The organism is Paenibacillus sp. BAC0078 (assembly GCF_054483875.1).
On sequence record NZ_JBTLRW010000022.1, the window covers coordinates 56,550 to 78,916 of the forward strand.

20 protein-coding genes are annotated in these 22,367 nt (G+C 53.1%); 17 read left to right on the forward strand and 3 right to left on the reverse strand.

Annotated elements, in window-relative coordinates:
* Positions 1 to 16: 16 nt before the first annotated feature.
* The 5 genes from ACX1DY_RS27110 to ACX1DY_RS27130 all read left to right on the forward strand — a co-directional run bounded on the left by ACX1DY_RS27110 (position 17) and on the right by ACX1DY_RS27130 (position 6,179).
* Positions 17 to 1,579, forward strand: coding sequence for an ABC transporter ATP-binding protein (locus ACX1DY_RS27110; protein ID WP_458967281.1), 1,563 nt, complete (start codon positions 17 to 19; stop codon positions 1,577 to 1,579).
* Entirely contained in the window at positions 1,572 to 2,618 is a 1,047-nt protein-coding gene (locus tag ACX1DY_RS27115; RefSeq protein WP_458967282.1) for an ABC transporter permease, read from the forward strand. Before ACX1DY_RS27110 ends, ACX1DY_RS27115 begins: the two co-directional genes overlap by 8 nt.
* The gene (locus tag ACX1DY_RS27120) at positions 2,615 to 3,550 is read left to right on the forward strand and encodes an ABC transporter permease (RefSeq protein ID WP_458967283.1); all 936 of its coding nucleotides are present in this window, start codon (positions 2,615 to 2,617) and stop codon (positions 3,548 to 3,550) included. Before ACX1DY_RS27115 ends, ACX1DY_RS27120 begins: the two co-directional genes overlap by 4 nt.
* Before the next feature lie 271 nt (positions 3,551 to 3,821).
* Positions 3,822 to 4,778 carry a nucleoside hydrolase gene (locus ACX1DY_RS27125; RefSeq protein WP_458967284.1) on the forward strand — a complete coding sequence of 319 codons (957 nt, stop codon included), beginning with the start codon at positions 3,822 to 3,824 and terminating at the stop codon, positions 4,776 to 4,778.
* 3 nt (positions 4,779 to 4,781) lie between these two features.
* A complete protein-coding gene (locus tag ACX1DY_RS27130) occupies positions 4,782 to 6,179 on the forward strand; it encodes an ADP-ribosylglycohydrolase family protein (protein ID WP_458967285.1) in 1,398 nt (465 codons plus the stop codon).
* A 114-nt stretch (positions 6,180 to 6,293) separates the two neighbouring features.
* Here the strand turns inward: ACX1DY_RS27130 and ACX1DY_RS27135 are convergent, their stop codons facing one another.
* From ACX1DY_RS27135 to ACX1DY_RS27145, 3 genes are all read right to left on the reverse strand, one after another.
* Positions 6,294 to 6,482, reverse strand: coding sequence for a hypothetical protein (locus ACX1DY_RS27135; RefSeq protein WP_458967286.1), 189 nt, complete (start codon positions 6,480 to 6,482; stop codon positions 6,294 to 6,296).
* Between the two features lie 26 nt (positions 6,483 to 6,508).
* Entirely contained in the window at positions 6,509 to 7,063 is a 555-nt protein-coding gene (locus ACX1DY_RS27140; RefSeq protein WP_458967287.1) for a UbiX family flavin prenyltransferase, read from the reverse strand.
* A 164-nt stretch (positions 7,064 to 7,227) separates the two neighbouring features.
* Positions 7,228 to 7,593, reverse strand: coding sequence for a DUF2294 domain-containing protein (locus ACX1DY_RS27145; protein ID WP_458967288.1), 366 nt, complete (start codon positions 7,591 to 7,593; stop codon positions 7,228 to 7,230).
* Positions 7,594 to 7,842: 249 nt separating this feature from the next.
* On the opposite strand from ACX1DY_RS27145, the gene ACX1DY_RS27150 reads away from it, so the two are divergent.
* The 12 genes from ACX1DY_RS27150 to ACX1DY_RS27205 all read left to right on the forward strand — a co-directional run bounded on the left by ACX1DY_RS27150 (position 7,843) and on the right by ACX1DY_RS27205 (position 22,332).
* Positions 7,843 to 9,384 carry a response regulator gene (locus tag ACX1DY_RS27150; protein WP_458967289.1) on the forward strand — a complete coding sequence of 514 codons (1,542 nt, stop codon included), beginning with the start codon at positions 7,843 to 7,845 and terminating at the stop codon, positions 9,382 to 9,384.
* A 17-nt stretch (positions 9,385 to 9,401) separates the two neighbouring features.
* Positions 9,402 to 11,219 carry a sensor histidine kinase gene (locus ACX1DY_RS27155; RefSeq protein WP_458967290.1) on the forward strand — a complete coding sequence of 606 codons (1,818 nt, stop codon included), beginning with the start codon at positions 9,402 to 9,404 and terminating at the stop codon, positions 11,217 to 11,219.
* Positions 11,216 to 12,754 (forward strand): response regulator, encoded by a 1,539-nt coding sequence (locus ACX1DY_RS27160; RefSeq protein WP_458967291.1) that lies wholly within the window; start codon positions 11,216 to 11,218, stop codon positions 12,752 to 12,754. Before ACX1DY_RS27155 ends, ACX1DY_RS27160 begins: the two co-directional genes overlap by 4 nt.
* A gap of 115 nt (positions 12,755 to 12,869) precedes the next feature.
* On the forward strand, positions 12,870 to 14,567 hold the full coding sequence (locus ACX1DY_RS27165) for a type 2 periplasmic-binding domain-containing protein (RefSeq protein WP_458967292.1): 1,698 nt from the start codon (positions 12,870 to 12,872) through the stop codon (positions 14,565 to 14,567).
* 97 nt (positions 14,568 to 14,664) lie between these two features.
* Positions 14,665 to 15,633, forward strand: a complete 969-nt coding sequence (locus ACX1DY_RS27170; RefSeq protein ID WP_458967293.1) for an ABC transporter permease — start codon at positions 14,665 to 14,667, stop codon at positions 15,631 to 15,633.
* Between the two features lies 1 nt (position 15,634).
* A complete protein-coding gene (locus ACX1DY_RS27175; RefSeq protein ID WP_458967294.1) occupies positions 15,635 to 16,594 on the forward strand; it encodes a carbohydrate ABC transporter permease in 960 nt (319 codons plus the stop codon).
* 40 nt (positions 16,595 to 16,634) lie between these two features.
* Entirely contained in the window at positions 16,635 to 18,212 is a 1,578-nt protein-coding gene (locus ACX1DY_RS27180) for a glycoside hydrolase family 43 protein (protein WP_458967295.1), read from the forward strand.
* A 25-nt stretch (positions 18,213 to 18,237) separates the two neighbouring features.
* Complete coding sequence (locus tag ACX1DY_RS27185) at positions 18,238 to 19,251, forward strand: endo-1,4-beta-xylanase (RefSeq protein WP_458967296.1); 1,014 nt, start codon at positions 18,238 to 18,240, stop codon at positions 19,249 to 19,251.
* A gap of 216 nt (positions 19,252 to 19,467) precedes the next feature.
* Positions 19,468 to 20,229 carry a methionine ABC transporter ATP-binding protein gene (locus tag ACX1DY_RS27190; protein ID WP_458967308.1) on the forward strand — a complete coding sequence of 254 codons (762 nt, stop codon included), beginning with the start codon at positions 19,468 to 19,470 and terminating at the stop codon, positions 20,227 to 20,229.
* Entirely contained in the window at positions 20,222 to 20,884 is a 663-nt protein-coding gene (locus tag ACX1DY_RS27195; RefSeq protein ID WP_458967297.1) for a methionine ABC transporter permease, read from the forward strand. The genes ACX1DY_RS27190 and ACX1DY_RS27195 overlap by 8 nt, the downstream gene beginning before the upstream one ends.
* A gap of 56 nt (positions 20,885 to 20,940) precedes the next feature.
* Positions 20,941 to 21,771: a MetQ/NlpA family ABC transporter substrate-binding protein gene (locus tag ACX1DY_RS27200; protein ID WP_458967298.1), complete on the forward strand. Its 831-nt coding sequence runs from the start codon at positions 20,941 to 20,943 to the stop codon at positions 21,769 to 21,771.
* An 84-nt stretch (positions 21,772 to 21,855) separates the two neighbouring features.
* Positions 21,856 to 22,332, forward strand: coding sequence for a hypothetical protein (locus tag ACX1DY_RS27205; protein WP_458967299.1), 477 nt, complete (start codon positions 21,856 to 21,858; stop codon positions 22,330 to 22,332).
* Positions 22,333 to 22,367: the final 35 nt, after the last annotated feature.

Here is a 22,367-nt window from a genome sequence, read left to right on the forward strand (position 1 = left end):
AAGGCGTTGATGACCCATGCCAAATGCTCTGCTGGAAATGCGGGGAATCACGAAAGTATACCCAAACGGCGTCGTTGCGAACAAGGACGTTGAATTTACCCTCACCGAGGGCGAAATCCATGCGATTGCCGGAGAGAACGGGGCCGGTAAATCGACTCTGATGAAGATCATGTTTGGAATGGAAGAGCCAAGCGACGGCGAGATTTATATCCGTGGAGAAAAAGTAAAGCTGCAGTCCCCACAGGACGCCATTGACCGCGGCATCGGCATGGTCCATCAGCATTTTATGCTGGTGCCTTCTTTTACCGTGGCTGAAAATATGGTGCTCGGCATGGAGCCGCGCAAAGCGATCGGCTTCGATTATAGTGAAGCGGTGCGTCTGACGGAAGAAACGGCGCGCAAATACAATCTCGCGGTCAATGCCAAAGCAAAGGTCGAGGATCTGACAGTCGGCATGAAGCAGAAGGTGGAGATTCTGAAGGCGCTGGTGCGCGGAGCGAAAATCCTTATCCTCGATGAGCCGACGGCGGTGCTGACTCCGCAGGAAACAGAGGAGCTGTTCCATGAGCTGAAGCAGCTTAAGCAGCAAGGGCATACCATCGTGTTCATCTCACACAAGCTGAAGGAAGTCAAAGCAATCTGCGACCGGATTACCATTATGCGCGGCGGCAAAAGCGAGGGCGTCTTTCAGACCAGTGAAGTGACCGAGCAGGAAATCTCACGGCTGATGGTCGGGCGCGATGTTGTGCTGAAATACGATAAGGATAACACTCCGCAGGGTGAGCCCATTCTCACGGTGGACCATTTGGGTGTTACGGACAGTCAGGGAAAAGCTCTCTTGTCGGAGATCAGCTTCTCCGTCCGGGCAGGCCAGATTGTCGGGATTGCCGGAGTGGAGGGAAATGGGCAGACCCAGCTAATCGAGGCGCTGACCGGAGGGCTTCACGGTGTAACCGCCAGCGGGGCGGTGAGTGTCAGAGGTACGGATATCCGGGAGTCGGATATTCTGGGCATCCGCAGCCTGGGGGTATCCTATATTCCTGAGGACCGGATGCGCCAAGGGGCGGCTGGTGACGCCAGCATTGCGGACAACCTGATCTCTACGCAGTATCGTTCGAAGGAGCTGAACAAAGGGCCTTTTTTCAAAGGTTCCAAAATCGCCGCCCTGGCCGCTTCGCTGGTCGAAGAATTCAAGGTGCGCTGTTCCGGGCCGCAGCAGCCGATTGGCATGCTGTCCGGGGGCAATATGCAAAAGGTAGTCGTCGCCAGAGAATGCTCCACCAATCCGAAGTTGCTCATTGCCGAGCAGCCGACCCGGGGCGTGGACATCGGAGCTGCGCAATTCATTCATCAGAAGCTGCTGGAGCTGCGCTCAAACAACTGTGCAATTGTGCTGGTCTCAGCGGATTTGAATGAAATTCTGGAGCTGAGCGACACTCTGCTTGTGATGTACGAAGGACAAATCGTCGCTTATTTCGACAAGCCTTCCGAGGTAAGCGAAGAGGAATTGGGACTGTATATGCTGGGCATCCACCGTCAGGACAAAGAGCAGACCGGGAGGGCCGTTAACCATGTTTAAAGTCAAATATTTCGAGGCTATCCGGACGGCGGCGGTCATTGTGATCGCGCTGATTATCGCTTTTCTGATCATTTCGCTGGTCAGCGATCAGCCTGTGAAGACGATCGGTATTTTTCTGCTGGAGCCTTTATCTACGAAGGGGCATATCGGCAACGTCATTGAAATGGCGATTCCGCTGATGTTCACAGGACTGGCCGTATCGCTCTTGTTCCGGGCGAATATGTTCAATCTGGGGGCGGAAGGAATCTTTTATTTCTCCGGGGTCGTGGCTTCTGTGCTGGCGATTCATCTCAGTCTGAACGGCTGGCTGCATCCGCTTGTGGCGATTGCCGCAGGCTCCGTAGTGGGGGCGCTGCTGTCGGCGATTCCCGGAATTCTCAAAGCCAAATGGAACGCCAACGAGCTGGTAACTTCACTAATGTTCAACAACATTCTTTTTGGCATTGGACTGTACTTGCTGAATTACCATTTGCGGGATGCCAAGGCCTTCGCCAACGTCTCTTTCAAATTCGAGAAGACTGCGCAGCTCAGCAAGCTTTTTACAGGCACACGGATTCATACCGGACTTATCATTGTGCTCGTGCTGATTGTGCTGGCCCATCTGTTTCTCTACAAAACCAAATGGGGTTATGAGCTGCGGATGACCGGGGTGAACCGGGACTTCGCCCGCTACTCGGGCATGAAGACGGCAAAGGTGATTATTCTGGTCCATCTGATCGCCGGATTCATTGCCGGAATGGGCGGATCGGTGGAGGTGCTCGGGATGTACAGCCGGTTTCAGTGGACCTCGCTGCCGGGCTACGGCCTGGATGGAGCGCTGGTGGCGATGCTGGCCAAAAATAATCCGCTGTCCGTCATTGCGTCGGCGCTGTTCCTGGCCTACATTCGGATCGGGGCCGACCTGATGGCGCGGCTGTCCGATGTGCCGTCCGAGATGATCTCGATCATCCAGGCCGTTATTATTCTGCTGATCTCTGCAGAGCAATTCCTTAAGTTCTGGAAGAACCGGATGCTGCTGAAGGAGGCGAAAGAAGCATGAACAGTCTGTTGAATGTTATTTTGACGACGGATTTTGCTTTCTCCGTGCTTCGTGTAACGACACCGATTCTGTTCGCTGCGCTGGGGGCATTGATCTCGAACCGCGCCGGCATCATCAACATCGGGATGGAAGGAATCATGCTGGTTTCGGCTTTGGCCGGAGTAATTGTCAGTGCCTATACACATAGCGCATGGGTCGGACTGCTGGGCGCGGTGCTGCTCGGTACGCTGATTGCGGGGCTGCTGGCTTTTTTCACCTTGAAGTTCAAGACCCATATTATTCTTGGCGGTGTGGCGATCAATATGTTCGCATCGGGTGGTACGGTGTTCATTCTGTATCTGCTCAGCGGGGATAAAGGTTCGTCTACCACTCTGGCCAGCAAGGTGCTGCCGAGTGTGGACATTCCGCTGTTGAAGGACATTCCGGTGCTGGGGCCGATTTTGTCGGGACATCATATTCTGACCTACTTCTCCATTCTGTCTGTGCTGGTGGTCTATTATCTGTTGAACCGTACACCGCTGGGTCTGCGCATCCGTTCGGTAGGCGAGAACCCGCATGCAGCCCAGTCGGTCGGGGTTAGTGTGATCAAAATCCAGTATACTGCGCTCCTGCTCAGCGGATTCTTCGCCAGTCTGGGCGGCGCTTATATGTCGATGGGCTATCTGTCGCTGTTCACCCGCGATATGGTTGCCGGCCGGGGCTGGATCGCGATTGCCGCCGAATCCATGGGCCGGAGCACGACGATTGGAACTGCGCTGACCTCACTCCTCTTCGGAGCCGCCGACGCGCTCGCCAATGCGCTTCAGGTGCTGAAGATTCCAGCCGAGCTGATCGGTACGCTTCCTTATGTGGCGACGGTGATCGGTCTGATTATTTACGCGGTATCCGAATCGCGGAAGAAGAACAAGAAGCTTAAGACTACTGCGAAATAGGGGGGACCTGCCAGGTTCACTCTGTATAAAAAGAAATTATGAAAAAGACAAGCATGGTTGAGTGGCGGAGGGGAAGTTTGGAACTGTAGGAGCGGTAGCGTCCGCCTTTATGACCCAATTTCAACCGCGAACAGCGTTTCAAATCAGGAAATTGGGGCATAACAGCGGCCGGAAGTCCAAACATTCCCCGCAGCTACGAACAGCCACAATTGGAGCAGCCGCTTCATTTCGAACTATATTTTTCACGATAAACGACAAGGGAGAGACAACGATGCCAACACCTATCATTATTGACTGCGATCCGGGGCATGATGACGCGATTGCCATACTGCTTGCGCTGGCTCATCCTGAGCAGCTGGAGATCCGGGGAATCACCACGGTTGGCGGCAACCAGATTCTTGATAAAATCACCGACAATGCGCTCAAAGTGCTGAGCTTTGTGAATGCCGACATTCCTGTAGCCAAAGGTGCGGCGGCGCCGCTGCTGGGCAAGCTGGTAACGGGGGAGGAGGCGCATGGTGAATCCGGCATGGACGGCCCGGTGCTTCCGGCCAGCAAATTCAAGCCGGTGGACCAGGGAGCGGTAGAATTCATGCTGGAGATCATCCGGTCATCGGAAGAGAAAATTACGCTGGTACCGACAGCCCCGCTCACGAACATCGCCCTGCTCATTACGGCTTATCCCGAAGTGAAGGACAAAATCGAGAAGATTTCCCTGATGGGCGGCGGACTGGCTTACGGAAATGTAACGTCAACAGCGGAGTTCAATATTTATGTAGACCCCGAAGCGGCGCGCATTGTTTTCGAATCCGGGATTCCGATTGTGATGAGCGGGCTGGATGTGACGGATAAGGCGGCAATTTTTGAAGAGGAGATTCTGGAGCTGAAAACCCGGGGACCCGTGTCCGTAATGGTCGGCGAGCTGCTGGATTTCTATTCGATCTATGGCAAAAAAATGGGCTATATCGGCAATGCGCTGCATGATCCGTGTGCTATCGCCTGGTTACTGCACCCTGAGCTGTTCGAATCGGAGCAGCTATACGTTACGGTAGAGACCGAAGGCAAGCTGACCCGGGGCATGACCGTTGCCGACCGGCGCAAGAAGCCGGACCGTGCCGCAAATGCGCAGGTGCTGATGGGAGTGGACCGCGAAGCCTTCATCAAGCTGCTGTTTGATTCGCTGGACAGACTCGACCGTGAGCATGGGCTTGCGGCGGGAGAGAAATAGCGGATGGCGGGCTGGGAACGTCTGCAGGAGACGGTGCGGCTGGAGCTGCTGCAGCGCGGGGAGGAGGGCTGCCGGACTGGCAGCCTGTCAGAAAAGCTGACTGCCGCTGGAAGCGATGAAAGCAAGCTTATGGAAGTTTACCGTGAGCTGATGGCGCTGAACGTGGCAGAGGACTTCCCGTATCAGGAGCCGTCGGACCTCGCAGCGATACGGAAGCTGCGCCCGGACGGGCCGCGCAGGCTTGCGGTGGAGTGGACCCCGGAGCAGTGGAGGGACAGATTCTACGGAGCCTGGCTGGGTAGAAGCGTTGGCTGTGCACTTGGCAAGCCGCTGGAATATTGGGATTATCTGTACGGCAAGGACGGGCGTCCGGGCTGGGAGAATATTGAGCTGTGGTTCCGCGGCGCGGATGCCTGGCCGATCACTGGCTATACCCCGGAGCACTCGCGGGCGGAGAAGGAATATGGCCTTCGCTTAAGCGACTGGTCGTTTACAAGCACTCGGGAGAAAATCTCATATATGGAGAGCGACGATGATATCCGTTATACCGTCTTAAGCCTGCTGCTGTTGGAGCAGAAGGGGCTGGACTGGGATTCATGGGATATCGGCAAGCTATGGCACGGCCATCTGACCTACAGCCAGGTATGCACAGCGGAAACGCAGGCCTATATGAATTTCGCCCAGGAAACCTCCCATTTGCATGGAGACAAGCCGGAGGATTGGCCGCTGCGGCAGGAGCGGGTGCGGATGCACCTCAATCCGTACCGGGAATGGATCGGGGCGGCTATCCGCGCGGACGGGCTGGCCTATGGAGCGGCCGGATATCCCGAGCTGGCGGCGGAGCTGGGCTTTCGGGATGCATCCTTTTCGCATGTGAAGAACGGAATTTACGGCGAAATGTTCAATGCCGCAATGATTTCCGCCGCGTTCGCCGGGCTGGACAATGAGCGTATTGTGGAAATCGGGCTGAGCGAGATTCCGCAGACGAGCAGGCTGGCCAGCGATGTCCTGCAGGGGATCGAAATCGCGCAGAAGGCAGGCAGCGAACGGGAACTGGTCAGCAGGCTGTGGGACCGGTTCAGCCATTACGATCCCGTACATGCGAACAACAATGCTGCTATTGTCGCCGCCTCGCTGGTGTATGGGGGCGATGATTTTGAGAAGGCGGTAGTGGCTTCGGTATACGCGGGAATGGACACGGATTGCAACGGCGCTACGGTTGGCTCCATCATGGGAGCGAAGCTGGGAGCCGCGCGGCTGCCGGACAAATGGACGGCCCCGCTGAACGATACGCTGTATGCCGACCTGCCCGGCTTCCACCCGATTGCGATATCGGAGGTTGCGGAGCGGAGCTATCAAGTGTTCCTGAAGCTTCGCGCGGAGCTTGAAGTCCGGAAATGATAGCACGAAGCGAAGCCGATTAAGTTATACAGCTTTGGCACTAAAAGGGAAGACCCCAGCCATGTGAGCAGGCTGCGGTCTTCCCTTTTTCACCTGTTTAGGAAATTACAATTTTCATTTATTGAGGAAATAATGAACTTGTTCAGAAACAACAGCAGAAATGCCGTTGTTGAAGCGCAAACGGTCAGTTTGCTTAGTAACAGCCGGAAATGCTGTTGTTGAAGCGCGAACGGTCAGTTTGCTTAGTAACAACGGCAAAAATGCCGTTGTGTAAGCACCGCCAGTCAATTTGTTCTTGGACATTGGCGCTCCCGCTCATATCACCCCCGCTAAGCTTCGCCCCACCGCTTCATTAGCTGATGATCAATGCCGAGCGCGTCGAGGCTGCGGGCGTTCATGAAATTCACCAGCTCCCAGATTTCCTTCGGATGATTGTAGAAGCCCGGGGACGCGGGCATGATATCCGCCCCAGCGCGGGCAACGCGCAGCATATTCTCCAGATGGATCAGATGCAGCGGCGTCTCGCGCGGCACAATGATCAGCCTGCGCTTCTCCTTGAGCATGACGCTGGCCGCGCGGCTGAGCAGCGTGTCGCCCATGCCGTTCGCAATGGCGCCGAGTGTATTCATCGAGCAAGGGATGATCACCATGCCGTCCGTCTTGAACGATCCGCTTGCTACTGGAGCGAACAGGTCGTTATTGTGCAGCACGGTGGCATATTCGGCGATTTCCTGCATCTGGACGCCGCACTCGTATTTCAACACATTTTCCCCGGCGCTGGTCGCTATGACATAGGTTTCGATCCCTAGCTGGTGCAGGCTGCGGATCAGTGAATAGGCGTAGATCGCCCCGCTGGCTCCTGTAACGGCGACAATAATTTTCATAATTTATGCTCCTTTAGGGTGGATTTTGCGCTGAAAAAACAAAAAAAGAAGCCGCTGAAATAGAGACCTTCTCTAATCAACGGCTTCCTTCAGTCTGTGAACAGAAATCAGGCAAGCCTTATTTTTTGCCAGGTCAGCAGGAGGTCAGCAAGATAAATCCTGCATCATTGCCCTGAACCGGCTTCACTAATTACAATCGTACAGGCCCAGTTGGTTCCGGGATCATAATCCCGCAGCACCCCTGTGACCGTCAGGCCCAGCTCTTCGGTGAGCTTCCTCTGTATCCGCTGCTTAAACTCCTGGTGGAGCGCGGCATCGACGGACTGCTTAAGCTCGGGATAATGCTCCTCCAGCGCCCGCAGAGCAGTTACCCGCTGATGCTTGACCAGGAACATGATCATGGCTTCGCTGGCAGCTTCAATCTTGAGCTGTGTCACTCCTACGCCATACAATTCCTTGTGCACTTCGTTATAACAGCGGGACAAGCGTTTCTTGAACTCATTGGATGACAGAAGCCCGGCCACCGACATGCATCCCACTTCCCTTATAACTGGATATACAAACATTCCCCGCGGTCACGGTCGAATCCCGGAACAGAAGAATTAAACGATCAGTTATATAAAGAATTATAGAGAAAAAAACCAAAATGTAAATGATGATGTCATGTTATCTAACGTGATTTTCTGTTACAAGTTATGTTTCACATCATTATCCAAGTGTGCTAGCATAATTTATATTATTTTGCTGACTTCTATAATATGGGAAAGGGAGCAGGGTTTATGCTAAAAGTAATCATTGTTGATGATGAGCCGTTGGTGCTTGAAGGGCTGAGAACAATGGTGGACTGGGAGAGATACGGCTTCGAGGTATGCGGGGAGGCCCTTAACGGGCCGGATGCACTGAGATTGATTCAGGAGCAGCGGCCGGATCTGGTTCTGACGGATATCAATATTCCGGCCATTAATGGCCTGGAGCTGATCACCAGGCTGAATGAAGTCATGGCGAAGCCCCCGCGTTTTGTAATTCTCAGCGGCTATGATGACTTTCAATATGCCAAGACAGCGCTGCGTCAACGGGTGGAGCAATATCTGCTGAAGCCGATTGATGATGCGGAAATCGGGACACTGCTAAGCAGGCTCGGCAGTTTGATTCAAAATGAAATCGCTTCCGAGAACGAGAGCCGCATAAGACAGGCCTCAATTTGCAGTCATCTGCTGGGAAGGTTCATTCAAGGTGAAGACAACAAAGAGCTAAGGCATTTGGCGCATCATCTGCTGAAGCTGCAGCCGGATACTGAACTGGTATGCATCCTTATCCCTGCCGCTTCCTCCGGGTTCGATACAGAGTTGAAGATGAGCGAGGGCTTTCCGTGGGAGCTAAGCTGTGCCTTTCAGGATAATGAAGGACGATACGGCCTGCTTGTCCAGTCTGCTTCGCTCACACCCGAAAGTCTGGAAGCAGCCGCCATTCTGCTGCAACGGGAGCTTGCGGAGCGGCAGCCGGAGCCTGTCGCCGTGGTTGTTAGTGACAGGCTGACAGGGATCGGCTCCATCCGGGAGCTCTATTTGCAGACCCTTGAGGTGTGGAAGCTGAAGTACCGGAGAGAGAAGAGCAGAATCTTTTATTACAGTGACCTGAAAAAGCTCAAGAATGAGCGGGAGATTCATGAGGACAGCTTCAAAGAGCTGCTACAGAAGGTCAAAGCCGGTGATACGGCAGATCTGCTGTCATGCGTCAGGGATGCCTTCGCTGGGTTTGCCGGGGAGCTGTTGACGGTTGAAGAGGTTCAGGCCGAGGTTGCCCATCTGGAAATGACCCTGTGCCGGCAGGTTAAAGAGATGAATGGCGATCCTGACCGGATCATGGGCAAGCTGCAGATGGAGCATGGGAATTTAGGCGGGCTGGGGGATTATTTTCTGCTGAGCCATTATGTCCACAAGCTGTGTATGGAGACCGCAGGCTATCTGGCGGAATTGAAGCGGGCGAATGAAGGGAACACGATGTATAACGTTATACAATACGTGGACCTTGAGTTTCGGGGCAAGCTGCAGCTCCAGGACCTGGCAAGGCACTTCCATATAAATTCCACCTACCTGGGACAGCTGTTCCGCAAGGAGACGGGGCGCAGCTTCAGCGAATACGTAAATGAGAAACGGATTGAAGCCGCCAAAGGCCTTCTGAAGCGGACGCAGCTAAAAATATCGGATATTGCGCAGCAGGTCGGATTTTCGAATACGGACTATTTTATTGATAAATTCAAGGGGATCGTGGGGGTTCCGCCCTCTGTCTATAAGCATGCGGATAGGAAAAAGCAGATATAAGAAAGCCGGTGCGCGCCATGGAGAAAAAGAGATTCAGATTCGCCCGTTTCGTCAATGACATTCCGCTGAACTATAAATTTTTCCTGATCTACTTCGTAGGTGTGCTGCTGCCCATTATGATTATTAATCTTGTGTTTCTGGGCCGGATTACCGATCTGATCAAATCAAGAGAGCAGCAGAACCTGGAAATTTCACTGGAGAGAGCACGGAAGGATATCCATGACTATATCGAGGGTGGAGTTGCCGTCAGCTATACGCTGGCCGCAGATAAGAACCTGTATGAAATGCTGGACCGGAATTATAAGGATTCTATTGATTTTTACAGTGCCTTTGATGAACAGCTGCGTGACCGGATGAACAGCTATATGCCGGTGAACAATCAGATTGAGCGGATCAGTGTATTCACGAAGAACCAGACTATCGTATCCGGGGGCAACTATCATGTCATGAATGAGCAGGTTTGGAACAGTGACTGGTACAGACAGCTCAAGTCTTCGAATGGCAAGTTAATTGTTACCGCTTACAGAACAAGCGAGAACGGCAGCACCTCTTCAATTCCCACCCTCAGCGTGCTTGAGACAATGGATAAATACAGCGCATACAATAAATACGAGAAGCTGCTGCGGATTGATCTGGACCTTAGCGAAATCTATGACGTCATTGTCCGTGAAAAAGATTATCTAAGTCTCTATCTGGTCAATGATCAGAATCAGATTGTGATGTCGGCGGACAGCGGCTACCAGCGGGTGACCCAAGACCCCTATCCGCTTTTCAAGCAGATGGATGCTGGGCAGCAGGATGTTCGTGTCGTGTCAGTAGGTACGGCCAGCTATTTGAAGGGCTGGAAGCTTGTCGGGATAACCCAGGGCGAGCGGATTACCCAGGCAGTGCTGGACATGCGGCTGTATGCCGCTTTTTTGGCGACGACAATTACCCTTCTGACCAGCGGCTTTATTTATGTGATGCTGAGATCCTACAACTACCGGGTCAAACGGCTGGCTAGACATATGCAGAAGGTCACGAATGAGAAGTTCGAGCTGATCCTCATCGACGAGGGACGGGATGAAATCGGCGGCCTGATCCATAACTTCAACCGGATGACTACCCGGATCAATTCACTCATCAACGATGTGTACAAGCTGGAGATTCAGAAAAAAAATCTGGAAATGGAGCGGGTCAGAGCCGAGCTGAATTTCCTGCAGAGCCAGATGAACCCCCATTTTCTGTTCAACACCCTCAATGCTATTCTGGTCGTCTGCACCAAGAACAACTACTCCGACGTGACGGATATTGTGAAAAGCTTGTCCAAACTGCTCCGCAGGCTTCTTAGCTGGAAAGAGGATCTGGTGTTGCTGGATGAGGAGATCATCTTTATCGAGATGTATCTGAAGATTGAGAAATTCAGGTTCAGGGACAAGTTCGACTATGTCTTTGAGATTGACGAGCAGTCGCGCAAATACAAGATTCCGAAGCTGAGCATGCAGCCGCTGGTGGAGAATTCCTGCAAGCATGGGCTGCAGACGATAGAAGGGCTCGGCATAATCACGGTGAAGACTACCGTGGAGGAGAAGCGGCTGCAGATTACCATCTCCGACAACGGCAAAGGGATTGAAGCCGGCAGGCTCAAGGAATTGCTCTATGCCATTCGGAATGAGGATTCCTCGGGAGCGAATATCGGGCTGCGCAACGTCTACCGCAGGCTGGAGCTGTATTACGAGGATCAGGTCCGTTTTGAGATCATCAGTGCGCCGGACCAGGGAACGGTGGTATCCATTGGCATCCCGCTCCGGCTGCTGGAGAGGCTGAACCCGCTAGAAGGTGAGGAAGGATTATGAAATATAAAGTGCTTTTGATTGATGATGAGCCAAGCAGCCTTGAGGGCTTGCTGCTATGGATTGATTGGGAGGAGCTGGGCTTTGAGATCTGCGGCACCTGCGCTAATGGCCGGGAGGGGCTGCAAATGATGAAGCGGCTGCAGCCGGATCTGGTCATTACGGATGTGAACATGCCTATGATGAACGGGCTGGAGATGGTTGCCGCCTGGCGGCAGGAATCGCCGGAAACCGTCCGGTTCGCCATATTAAGCGGCTACAGCGAATTCGAATACGCCCAGACGGCAATCCGGTATGGCATTTATCATTATTTGCTGAAGCCGATTTTTCCGGAGGAAGCTGCCGAAGAGCTGCGGGAAATGCATGAGGAGCTGGAGCAGGAGAGACGCAAGGTGATGCTTGATCAAATCGCTTTCTCGGAGGCGGCGACAGCGCAGCTGAAGATGCTGATGCACCATAAACCGGAGGACAAGGGAGAGCCGGAGCTTCCGGCGGGGCTGCCGGAGGGACTGAATTCGTGGAACGTTATTTTGCTCCAGAGTGTGCCGGAGCTGTACGCGGAGCTGAGGGGGAGTGCGGCAGCCCTCTCAGCTGGTCATATGGCTATGTATTTGATAGACCTGGATGCAAGCAGTTTAGCCATCGTATATGGCACGGAAGAGTATTCCGGGGAACCCGAAGCAGTGGAGGCTGTACGGGCTCCCTTGCAGCAAAAATATGCGGATAAGCCGCTGCTCATAGCGGTTGGAGCCGCTGTGTCATCCCCGCTTCACTTGGCGGACAGCTACCGTACGGCGAAGGAAGCGCTTATGCATTTCTTTTATCAAACGGAGCCTTACGGTCTTCTGGCTTACCAGGAAATTAAGGACAGACCATTTAGCTACCACTATGATCATATCCGGCTTATGGATGCCATTATGGGACCTGTCAATACACTAGACCTGGCAGGCTTCCGGCAGGCCGTAGCTGCGGCTACCCGAAGCTTCCGCGAGCAGCTTGTGGCACCAGAAGTGGTGAAAAAGCTGGTCATTCATATCATGTACCGGATCTTCGAGCTTATCCCGGAGGAGGGCGGAGGCCGGAGGTCGGCCCTGCCGGGCGGCTTTGGCGCTGCTGAAATTCCGCAGACCATAACTTCATTAACCGGGTTAATGGACCGGTTGCTGGACTGCGGCGAAGCCGGAATCGGCCTGCTTGTACAAGAACAGAACCAGAACTCATACGGAATTGTGCGGGAGATCAATCAATATATCGGGAAGCATTACCGCGAAAGCCTGACGATACAAAAGCTGGCAGAAATCTTCTATCTGCATCCGGTATATCTCGGGCAGCTGCTCCGCAAGAAGAACGGGATTCATTTCAACGAGCAGCTTCATAGCCTGCGGATTGAAGAGGCCGCTGCACTATTGCGCCAGAATGAATTGAAGATTTCGGAAATCGCCGAGCAGGTAGGTTATTCCAACTATGGGCAGTTTCTGAAGCAGTTCGAAAAGAAAATGGGAGTAGGCCCAGGACAATACCGCAACGCAAAGTTCTAAACTTTTTGGGGGTATACCTTTAGTTCAGCCGTTTTTTCCACGCTGCTCCGCCTCTATAATTCAAATATGTAAGTGCTTACAAAAAAGTTGTGCAAACATAATATGGAGGTGCTTTATGGGGGGCAAGTCGAAAAACGTATTTAAGTTATCCTTAATTGTTCTGTTATCCCTAAGCTTTACACTGGCAGGCTGCGGTGGCAACAACAGCAACAATAGCAAGAATGCGGCGAAGAATGGTGGGGCTGCTGCAACAGAAACGGCAGCTAGCACGGATGGCAAGGTTGAGCCGTTCGACATCAGTGTCTTCATCGGTGAAGCAGGCCAGCCGCCGACACCGGATAACAAGATCTTCAAGAAGATCAAGGACGAAACAGGAGCCAACTTCAATTTCGAATATTTGGCCGGGGATATCAATCAGAAGCTCGGCGTTATGATCGCAGGACAGGATTACCCGGATATGATGACAGGGAATACGAAGCTTACAGCGGCAGGAGCTTATATTCCGCTGGAAGATCTCATCGAGAAGTACGCTCCTAATTTGAAAGCGCATTACGCAGATTATTGGAACATGATGAAGGACCCGAATGACGGACATATCTACATTCTGCCTAACTATGGTGTATACAACGGTGAAGTAAAAAGCTCATGGTATTCAGGACCGGCCTTCTGGATTCAAAAAGCCGTGCTCAAGGAATTCGGTTATCCAAAAGTGAAAACACTGGATGAATATTTCGACCTGATTGCCAAATACAAAGAAAAATATCCGAAGATTGATGGAAGCCCGACCGTTGGCTTCGAAATACTTAACTATGACTGGAAAAACTGGGGCCTGCTCAATGCGCCTCAACATCTGATCGGCCAACCGAACAATGGCGGCGTTGTGGTGAAGGATGGCGTAGCCGAGATTTTTGCAGATAAAGATTATGCCAAGAAATATTATCAGAAGCTGAACGAAATGAATCAGCTGGGGCTGATTGACAAAGAAACCTTCGTCCAGAACTACGACCAGTATATGGCGAAGCTGTCCAGCGGTACGGTTCTCGGTATGTTCGACCAGCACTGGAATTTCAACGCAGCGGAAGATTCCTTAACCACACAAGGGAAGATCGAGCGGACCTATGTTGGGCTTCCCCTGGTTTATGACGCATCCACCAAAGACTACTACCGGGATCTTGCAGTGCTGAACCTGAACAATGGCTTCGGAATCAGCATCAATGCCAAGGACCCTGTGAAGATTATCAAGCTGCTCGAAACGCTGATCAGCGAGGATTGGCAGAAGACCTTCTCCTGGGGGATTGAGGGTGAAGATTACATTGTCAAGGACGGCAGATTTATGAAAACCCAGGAGCAGCGGGATAATGCCGCCGATCCGACTTGGCAAATGGCTAACAAGGCCAAGACTTTCTACGGTTTCCTGCCTAAGCTTGAAGGCAGCTACAGTGACGGCAACTCTACAGATGCGTCAGCACAGCCTGAAGAATATGCAGCCAGTGTGAAGCCTTACGACAAGGAAGTCCTTGCTGCATACGGATATAACAGCTATGTGGATTTCTTCAGTACACCGCCGGCTAACCCTATCTATTACCCGGCCTGGTCCATTGACCTCGTGGAAGGCTCGGATGCCAAAGTTGCCAATACCAAGCTGAATGAGCTATCTACCAAGTACCTGCCGAAGGCCATCCTCGCTAATGCGGGCGATTTCGATTCCGTATGGAGCGATTATGTTGGACAGATTGCCAAGTCGAATGTGAAAGCCTACGAAGACAAGATCAATGAGCAGATTAAATGGAGAATCGAAAAGTGGAGTAAATAGACGGAAAGTATTTGTAAAGGATCGGGGAGGAGGTGCGGGGCCGATGGCTGGCCCTCACCTCCTACATTAAAATGATTGTGTGGGGAGATAAACTAATATGGATGAGACCCTAGGGAAAGAAAGCGTCGCCTTGCATCCAAAGAAAAAAAAGAAGCAGCCTATCACCTGGTCGCTGATTAAAAATCAGAACCAGCTAATTTGGATGTCTGTTCCCTTGATGCTGTATATTATTCTTTTTGCCTATGTCCCGGTATGGGGCTGGACTATGGCGTTCCAGAATTACCGCCCGGGCCGTTCCTTCAGTGAACAGGAATGGGTGGGCTTCAAGCAATTTAAGTTCCTGTTTACAGACGATAATTTTCTTCGTGTGCTGCGCAATACGCTGGCAATGGGGGTCATTAACCTCGTTCTCGGGTTTGTCACCGCGATTGCTCTGGCACTGCTGCTGAATGAAATTCGTAAGGTGTTCTGGAAGAGAATAGTACAAACGATCTCCTATTTGCCCCACTTCCTATCATGGATTATCGTAACAGGGATTGTGGCTACGTCGCTCTCCATCAATGACGGGATCGTCAACATTGTCCTGATGAAGCTTCATTTGATCAAGGAGCCTATTCTGTGGCTCAGTGAAGGCAAATACTTCTGGGGCATCGTCGGGGCCTCGCATGTATGGAAAGAGGTTGGCTGGAATACGATTATTTATTTGGCCGCCATTGCCTCCATCGACCCTGCGCTCTATGAAGCTGCCGAAATTGATGGCGCCAGCCGCTACAAGAAAATGAGGTTTGTGACCCTTCCGGGGATTAAAGCAACGATTGTCATCCTCCTGATCATGTCTGTAGGACATGTACTGGAAGCGGGCTTTGAAGTGCAGTATTTGCTCGGCAACGGGCTTGTCGTGGATTGGGCAGAGACGATTGATATTTTCGTACTCAAATACGGGCTGGCCCAAGGGAACTATTCCCTCGCCACCGCAGGCGGAATCTTCAAGACGGTCGTTAGCGTCACCTTGCTGCTAATGGCGAACTTTACGGCAAAACGGCTTGGGGAAGAGAGGTTATTATAGTATGGCGAACCAGCAAATTAGTCCTGGCACAGGTGCAGGCGTATCTGTTCGAAAAAGATTGAGACCCAGCGGACTGGAACCGGTTCTCTTCCATAGCTTCAATACGGTGTTCATGATCTGTCTGGTGCTCGTTACTTTATATCCGTTCATCAATACGATTGCCGTTTCGTTCAATGCAGGAAATGATACGATCCGCGGCGGCATCTATCTGTGGCCGAGAGTGTGGACCATGCAGAATTACAAGGCCATCTTTGCCTCCGGTACCATCTATGATGCGTTCTGGATTTCGGTGGCGCGGACGGTGCTCTCGACGATCCTGAATATTTTTCTGACCACGATGCTTGCGTACACCTTGAGCCGCAGGGAATACGTGTTCCGCAAGCCGATCACCGTGATTTTCGTGCTTACGATGTATTTCAGCGCCGGTCTGATTCCGGGGTATTTCCTGATCAAGGATCTTAACCTGCTGGGCAGCTTCTGGGTATATATCTTCCCTTCGATGATCAGTGCCTTTAATATGATAGTTATCCGTACTTATATCGGAACACTGCCGGAAAGTCTGATGGAATCGGCGCGGATTGACGGTGCAGGAGACTTCAAAATATTCATGCGTGTTGTGTTCCCTCTATGTAAGCCGGTACTGGCAACCATCGCGCTGTTTGTGGCGGTAGGGGCATGGAATGCCTGGTTCGATGCATTTATCTACACGTCTTCGAAGCAAAGTCTAAGCACGCTGCAATACGAGCTGATGAAGCTGCTGTCCACCTCGATGAATTCGAACAGTAATCCGAACGTTGCTGCGGGGGTGGGAATGGACAGGGATTCCGCCAAGGCGATGGTGACTCCGCTGTCCATCCGGGCGGCGATTACGATTGTAGCCTCCGTGCCGATTCTGCTCGTATATCCTTTTATGCAAAAATATTTTGTAGTGGGCCTGAATGTCGGCAGTGTAAAAGAATAAGCTCGCCGTTATTAACTGGCAGCTGAAAGGTAGGCTAAACATGATGAACAGTTCTTCATTATCATCCAAAAAAATATCCTATAAAAACCCGGTGCTGCCGGGTTTTTATCCTGATCCCAGCATCGCACGCAAGGGGGATGACTATTACCTGGTATGCAGCTCGTTTGAGTATTTTCCGGGAGTGCCGATCTTTCATAGCCGGGATTTGATCCACTGGACGCAGATCGGCCATGTGCTGGACCGGATCAGCCAGCTGGATATCCGCAGCTGTCCAAGCTCCGGCGGTATTTATGCGCCGACCCTCCGTTATCATGACGGCCTGTTCTATATGATCACTACGAATGTGAGCGGCATCGGGAACTTTTATGTGACGGCTGCCGATCCGGCAGGACCGTGGTCAGATCCGATTACCGTTCCCTTTGGAGGGATAGACCCGTCGCTGATGTTCGATGCGGACGGCAAAGTATACGTCACGGTCCAGCAGGGAGCAGGGTATGACTCGCACATTATCCAGTATGAAATAGATATCGCCACCGGGGAAGCTTTGTCTGAGCCAGTGGTTATCTGGACCGGAGACGGGGGGCCTTGGGCGGAAGGCCCGCATTTGTACGCTATTAATGGCCTGTACTATATAATGACCGCTTCTGGGGGAACCGGGCCGGAGCACCGTGAGATTATCGGGCGCAGCGCTTCTCCATACGGACCCTTTGAACAGTTGCCCCATCCGATCCTGACCCATAACGCGATACCGCACCCGATTCAATATCTGGGCCATGCCGACCTGATTGAAGGGCCGGGGGGCCAGTGGTGGGCTGTATTTCTTGGCGTCCGCCCTGGGGAGAAAGGCTTCAGTGTGCTTGGCCGGGAGACGTTCCTGGCTCCGGTGAACTGGACGGAAGACGGCTGGCCGATGATCGACAACAACGAGGGAACGGTGAAGCTGGAGATGAACGCCGGATCTGTTTCGGTATCGGAGCCGGGGCTGGAATATGAGGCGGGGGCAGTAACGGAATCCGTATCGAAGTATGACTTTGATGCCGCTGCGCTGCCGTATGACCTGACCTTTGTGCGCAATCCGGCAGAGGGAAGCTGGTCGCTTACGGAACGTCCGGGCTGGCTTGCGCTGTACGGACAGGCCGCAGGTCCGGGAGATGTTGGTTCAATGGCTTTTGTAGGCAGAAGACAGCAGCATATGGAAGCGGAATGGAGCACTCTGCTGGAGCTGGAAGCGCCAGGGGAGGGTACGGCAGCCGGATTGTGCGCCCGGATGAACGAGCAGACGCATTACGAGATTTGTCTGGAGCATAGAGACGGACATAGCATAGTTGCAGCATATTTGACGGTAAAAGGACAAACGCAGCGAGCAGCCGTGGCCCCGGCGGAAGGGCCGAGTGTGTACCTGAAAATTGCCGCTGACCGGGCGGAATATTCTCTGCTGTATTCTCTGGATGGTCAGGAGTGGAGCAAGCTGGCTGCCGGAGAGGCCTATGCCTTGTCACCCCAGGCCATAGAGGGTAACAATTTCACTGGTGTTGTGGCCGGCTTGTATGCTGCAGGCGGCGGGAAGACAGTGCAGCAGCCGGCGTACTTTGACTGGCTTGAGTACCGTGGACTATAACTGAGCCACACAAGGAGGCACTATTATGAGAGAGGATAAGGACTTTACGGAGCCTGCGCTGAAGACCCTTTTTGCCGGGGATTTCAAGATTGGCGCAGCAGTGAATCCGCATACCATCCGCTCACAGGAGCATTTGCTCGCGTACCATTTCAATAGTATCACTGCCGAGAATGAGATGAAGTTCGAGCGTCTGCATCCCGAGGAAGAGGTATACCGCTTTGGAGAGGCCGATCAGCTTGCCGCTTTTGCCCGGAAGCATGGGATGGCGATGCGTGGACATACGCTGGTCTGGCATAATCAGACCTCGGAGTGGCTGTTTGCAGACGATAAAGGCGGTACGGTTAGCAGAGAAGCTCTGCTGGAGCGGCTGGAATCGCACATCCATAGAGTAGTGGGACGTTACAAAGGAGATATCTACGCCTGGGATGTGGTTAATGAAGCCATTGCCGACGAAGGCGAAGACCTTCTCCGCCCGTCGAAATGGCTGGAGCTTGCCGGTCCCGGCTTCATCTCCAAAGCCTTTGAATTCGCCCATGCCGCTGATCCGCAAGCGCTGCTGTTCTATAACGATTATAATGAGTCCCACCCGCATAAGCGGGATAAAATTTATACCCTGCTGAAGTCGCTGCTGGAACAGGGTGTTCCGGTACACGGCGTTGGCCTGCAGGCACATTGGAATGTATATGATCCGTCACTTGATGAGGTTCGTGCGGCGATTGAGAAATACGCCTCGCTCGGCCTCCAGCTCCAGCTCACGGAGCTGGACATGTCTGTATTCCGCTTCGATGACCGGCGGACTGATCTCAAGACACCTCCGGCGGAGCTGCTGGAGCTGCAGGCGCAGCGTTACGAAGCCATGTTCCGGCTGCTCAAGGAATACCGCGGGGTGATCTCATCAGTCACCTTCTGGGGAGCGGCGGATGATTACACCTGGCTGAATGATTTTCCGGTCCGCGGCCGGAAGAACTGGCCGTTTCTGTTCGATGAAGATCACCTGCCCAAGCCTGCCTTTCACCGGCTGGTTGGAATGAGGGGCTGACATAAAGATTAAGCACACCGCTGATTGCGCATCAGCGGTGTTTTTGGTGTGCGGCGCTAATATTTGGTTATATCATTTCTAAAAAAATGATGACACAGCGGAGAAAATACCTTATTATTTAAAGAGATTTTTAATAAAACAGTTTTTAAATAATAGTAGTACACTTTTTGGAAACCCAAAGGCTATGGTCCGGGCGGTCTGGAAGGAGGGCTTCATATTCTATCGCTGAACGGGGTTAGCAAAAGCTTCAACTTGAAGGAAGGCCGCTACTTGGCGGTGGATAAGGTATCGCTCGAAGTCCGGGCAGGGGCCATTCACGGCATTATCGGAGCCAGCGGAGCCGGCAAATCCACCCTGCTGCGGCTGATCAATTTGCTGGAACGTCCCGATACAGGCACGGTTGCGGTAGACGGCAAGCTGTTGACAGCTATGCCGGAAAAGCTGCTCCGCAAGGAGCGGCACACAATCGGCATGATCTTTCAGCAGTTCAATCTGGTTGGCAACGCCACTGTCAGCCGGAATGTGGCTATTCCGCTGGAGCTGGCCGGAGTGCCGCGCAGCGGACGGATGCAGCGGGTGCGGGAATGCCTGCAATTTGTCGGCCTTGAGGACAAGGCGGAGCAGTACCCGTCCCAGCTCAGCGGAGGGCAGCGGCAGCGGGTGGCGATTGCCCGGGCGCTGGCGAACAGCCCGAAGCTGCTGTTGTGCGACGAGCCGACCTCCGCGCTGGACCCTGGGACAACGGCGGATATTCTTGGCGTGCTTCAGCATATTAACGCTGCGCTTGGCGTAACCATAGTCATTGTTACACATGAGCTGGATGTGGTTCGGAGCGTCTGTACGGATGTATCCGTGATGGAAGCGGGACGAATCGTTGATTCCTTTTCCCGCGCGGAGGGCGGTTTTCTTCCGCCGGATGCACACTCCGGTTCTTATCGCGAGCGGATCACCGGGAAGGCGGTGGAAGCTCATGTTTGAGAATATGCTGAAATACCAGGATCAGATGTGGCAGTCCATCGGGGAGACTTTTGTCATGGTAGGCATTTCGGTTGGCGCAGCCGTGCTGCTGGGGCTTCCGCTGGGGACTTTGCTGTATTTTTGCCGCAAGGGCCAGCTTTATGAGAACAGGACGCTGTCGCTTACGCTGAACAGCATCGTCAACGTGGTCCGTTCGTTTCCGTTCCTGCTGCTGGTGGTGGCACTGATTCCGTTCACCCGCCTTCTGGTGGGGACGGCCATCGGTACAATGGCGGCTACGGTGCCGCTGTCTATCGTCGCTATAGCGTATTATTCGCGGCTGGTAGAACAGTCTTTGCTGGAGGTGCCAAAAGGAACGATTGAGGCTGCACTGGCTATGGGCGCGTCGAAGCTCGGACTGATTTTCAAATTTCTGTATGTAGAGGCCCGTTCGGGTCTGGTGCTCGGACTGACGGCCGCAACGATCAGCTTCATCTCCTTTTCGACCGTTATGGGTGTGGTTGGAGGCGGCGGAGTTGGCGATTTCGCTATCCGTTATGGATATCAGCGTTTTGAGACCGAAGTGATGGTCTATGCGATCCTAGTGATGATCGTGCTGGTGCAAATCATACAATTTGCCGGGAGCACGCTGGCCAGGCTGCTGGATAAACGCTGAGAGATGGTCCAATATTCATGAATCAGATAGAAGAATAAATGGGGGTTACTATACAAATGAAAAAAACAATGAAATTTACGCTGATGCTGCTCGTACTGGTTATGGTTGCTGCAGGCTGTGGAAACAACAAGGAAGCCGAAAATACACCGTCCAAGGCCAGCGCCGAGCCTGTCAAAATTAAAGTAGCATCGCTCATCCCGCCAATGACCGATATCCTTGATATCGTTAAACCGCTGCTGAAGGAGGACGGTGTGGACATGGAGGTCGTCATCCTGTCTGACAACGTTCAGCCGAATGAGGCGCTGGCGAATAAGGAAGTGGACGCGAACTTCTTCCAGCATGTGCCTTACATGGAACAGTTCAATGCAAGCAAAGGCTCCAAGCTCGTACCGGTTCAGCCCGTATATGATGCAATTTACGGCGGCTACTCGAAGCGTTACAAGAACATTGCCGATCTACCGGAAGGCGCAACGCTGGTGATGGCGAATGATCCGTCGAATATCGGGCGCTCGCTGCAAATGTTCGCCAAGGCGGGATTGATTAAGCTGAAGGAAGGTGTGGGCATTAAGGCAACTCAGGCCGACATCACCGAGAACACCAAAAACTTCAAGTTCCAGGAGGTCGATCTGCTGATGCTCGCCCGCATGCTGGATGATGCCGATCTGGTAGCTATGACCCCGGCATATGCCAGCCCGCTTGGGCTGACGCCGAAGAAGGATGCGCTGATTACAGAAGGCGATGATTCTGAATTCACCATCACCCTGGTAGCGCGGGAGGACAATAAGGATTCCGACGCCATCCAAAAGCTGGCGAAACGCATCAGCGGCCCGGAAGTGAAGAAGTTCCTTGAAGACAATTATGCGGATATCGCGCTGCCTGCATTTTAAGGCAGCATGCTCGCTGGCAGTCCGGCGGGCGGCGCTGTTGGCGGGTGCAGGTGGTGCAACTGCGGCCCGGAGAGGGGGGGAACAATGGCAGAACTGCCGTTGTTAGAGCGAACCCCCGGGCCGCGGGCCGGAACAACGGTAGAAATACCGTTGTTAGAGGCATCCCCGGCCTTGCGGGCGGAAACAACGGCAGAAATGCCGTTGTTAGAGCGCTCCCCGGCTACGCGGGCGGAAACAACGGCAAAAGTGCCGTTGTTGGGGGCGCTCCCCGGCTACGCGGGAGGAAACAACGGCAGAACTGCCGTTGTTAGGGGCATCCCCGGCCTTGCAGGCCGAAACAACGGCAGAAGTGCCGTTGTTAGCGTGAATTCCCGGGCCGCGGGCCGGAACAACGGCAAAAGTGCCGTTGTTAGAGCGGATCTCCGGGCCGCGGGACGGAACAACGGCAGAAATGCCGTTGTTAGAAGCATCCCCGGCCTTGCAGGCCGAAACAACGGCAAAACTGCCGTTGTTAGAGCGAATCCCCGGCCCAGCCACTACGTACACTGGCCAGCATGTTAGCTCAGTTTCAGCCATCCTGCTGATGCAAGCTGTAC

Bases quoted from the DNA above. Each gene is read 5' to 3' on its own strand.
- ACX1DY_RS27195 (WP_458967297.1), top strand. From the start codon at position 20,222: ATGTTTGAGAATATGCTGAAATACCAGGATCAGATGTGGCAGTCCATC.
- ACX1DY_RS27115 (WP_458967282.1), top strand. From the start codon at position 1,572: ATGTTTAAAGTCAAATATTTCGAGGCTATCCGGACGGCGGCGGTCATT.
- ACX1DY_RS27135 (WP_458967286.1), bottom strand. From the start codon at position 6,482: ATGTCCAAGAACAAATTGACTGGCGGTGCTTACACAACGGCATTTTTG.
- ACX1DY_RS27155 (WP_458967290.1), top strand. From the start codon at position 9,402: ATGGAGAAAAAGAGATTCAGATTCGCCCGTTTCGTCAATGACATTCCG.
- ACX1DY_RS27175 (WP_458967294.1), top strand. From the start codon at position 15,635: ATGGCGAACCAGCAAATTAGTCCTGGCACAGGTGCAGGCGTATCTGTT.
- ACX1DY_RS27125 (WP_458967284.1), top strand. From the start codon at position 3,822: ATGCCAACACCTATCATTATTGACTGCGATCCGGGGCATGATGACGCG.
- ACX1DY_RS27165 (WP_458967292.1), top strand. From the start codon at position 12,870: ATGGGGGGCAAGTCGAAAAACGTATTTAAGTTATCCTTAATTGTTCTG.
- ACX1DY_RS27180 (WP_458967295.1), top strand. From the start codon at position 16,635: ATGATGAACAGTTCTTCATTATCATCCAAAAAAATATCCTATAAAAAC.
- ACX1DY_RS27150 (WP_458967289.1), top strand. From the start codon at position 7,843: ATGCTAAAAGTAATCATTGTTGATGATGAGCCGTTGGTGCTTGAAGGG.
- ACX1DY_RS27110 (WP_458967281.1), top strand. From the start codon at position 17: ATGCCAAATGCTCTGCTGGAAATGCGGGGAATCACGAAAGTATACCCA.
- ACX1DY_RS27130 (WP_458967285.1), top strand. From the start codon at position 4,782: ATGGCGGGCTGGGAACGTCTGCAGGAGACGGTGCGGCTGGAGCTGCTG.
- ACX1DY_RS27185 (WP_458967296.1), top strand. From the start codon at position 18,238: ATGAGAGAGGATAAGGACTTTACGGAGCCTGCGCTGAAGACCCTTTTT.
- ACX1DY_RS27145 (WP_458967288.1), bottom strand. From the start codon at position 7,593: ATGTCGGTGGCCGGGCTTCTGTCATCCAATGAGTTCAAGAAACGCTTG.
- ACX1DY_RS27120 (WP_458967283.1), top strand. From the start codon at position 2,615: ATGAACAGTCTGTTGAATGTTATTTTGACGACGGATTTTGCTTTCTCC.
- ACX1DY_RS27140 (WP_458967287.1), bottom strand. From the start codon at position 7,063: ATGAAAATTATTGTCGCCGTTACAGGAGCCAGCGGGGCGATCTACGCC.
- ACX1DY_RS27170 (WP_458967293.1), top strand. From the start codon at position 14,665: ATGGATGAGACCCTAGGGAAAGAAAGCGTCGCCTTGCATCCAAAGAAA.
- ACX1DY_RS27205 (WP_458967299.1), top strand. From the start codon at position 21,856: ATGGCAGAACTGCCGTTGTTAGAGCGAACCCCCGGGCCGCGGGCCGGA.
- ACX1DY_RS27200 (WP_458967298.1), top strand. From the start codon at position 20,941: ATGAAAAAAACAATGAAATTTACGCTGATGCTGCTCGTACTGGTTATG.
- ACX1DY_RS27160 (WP_458967291.1), top strand. From the start codon at position 11,216: ATGAAATATAAAGTGCTTTTGATTGATGATGAGCCAAGCAGCCTTGAG.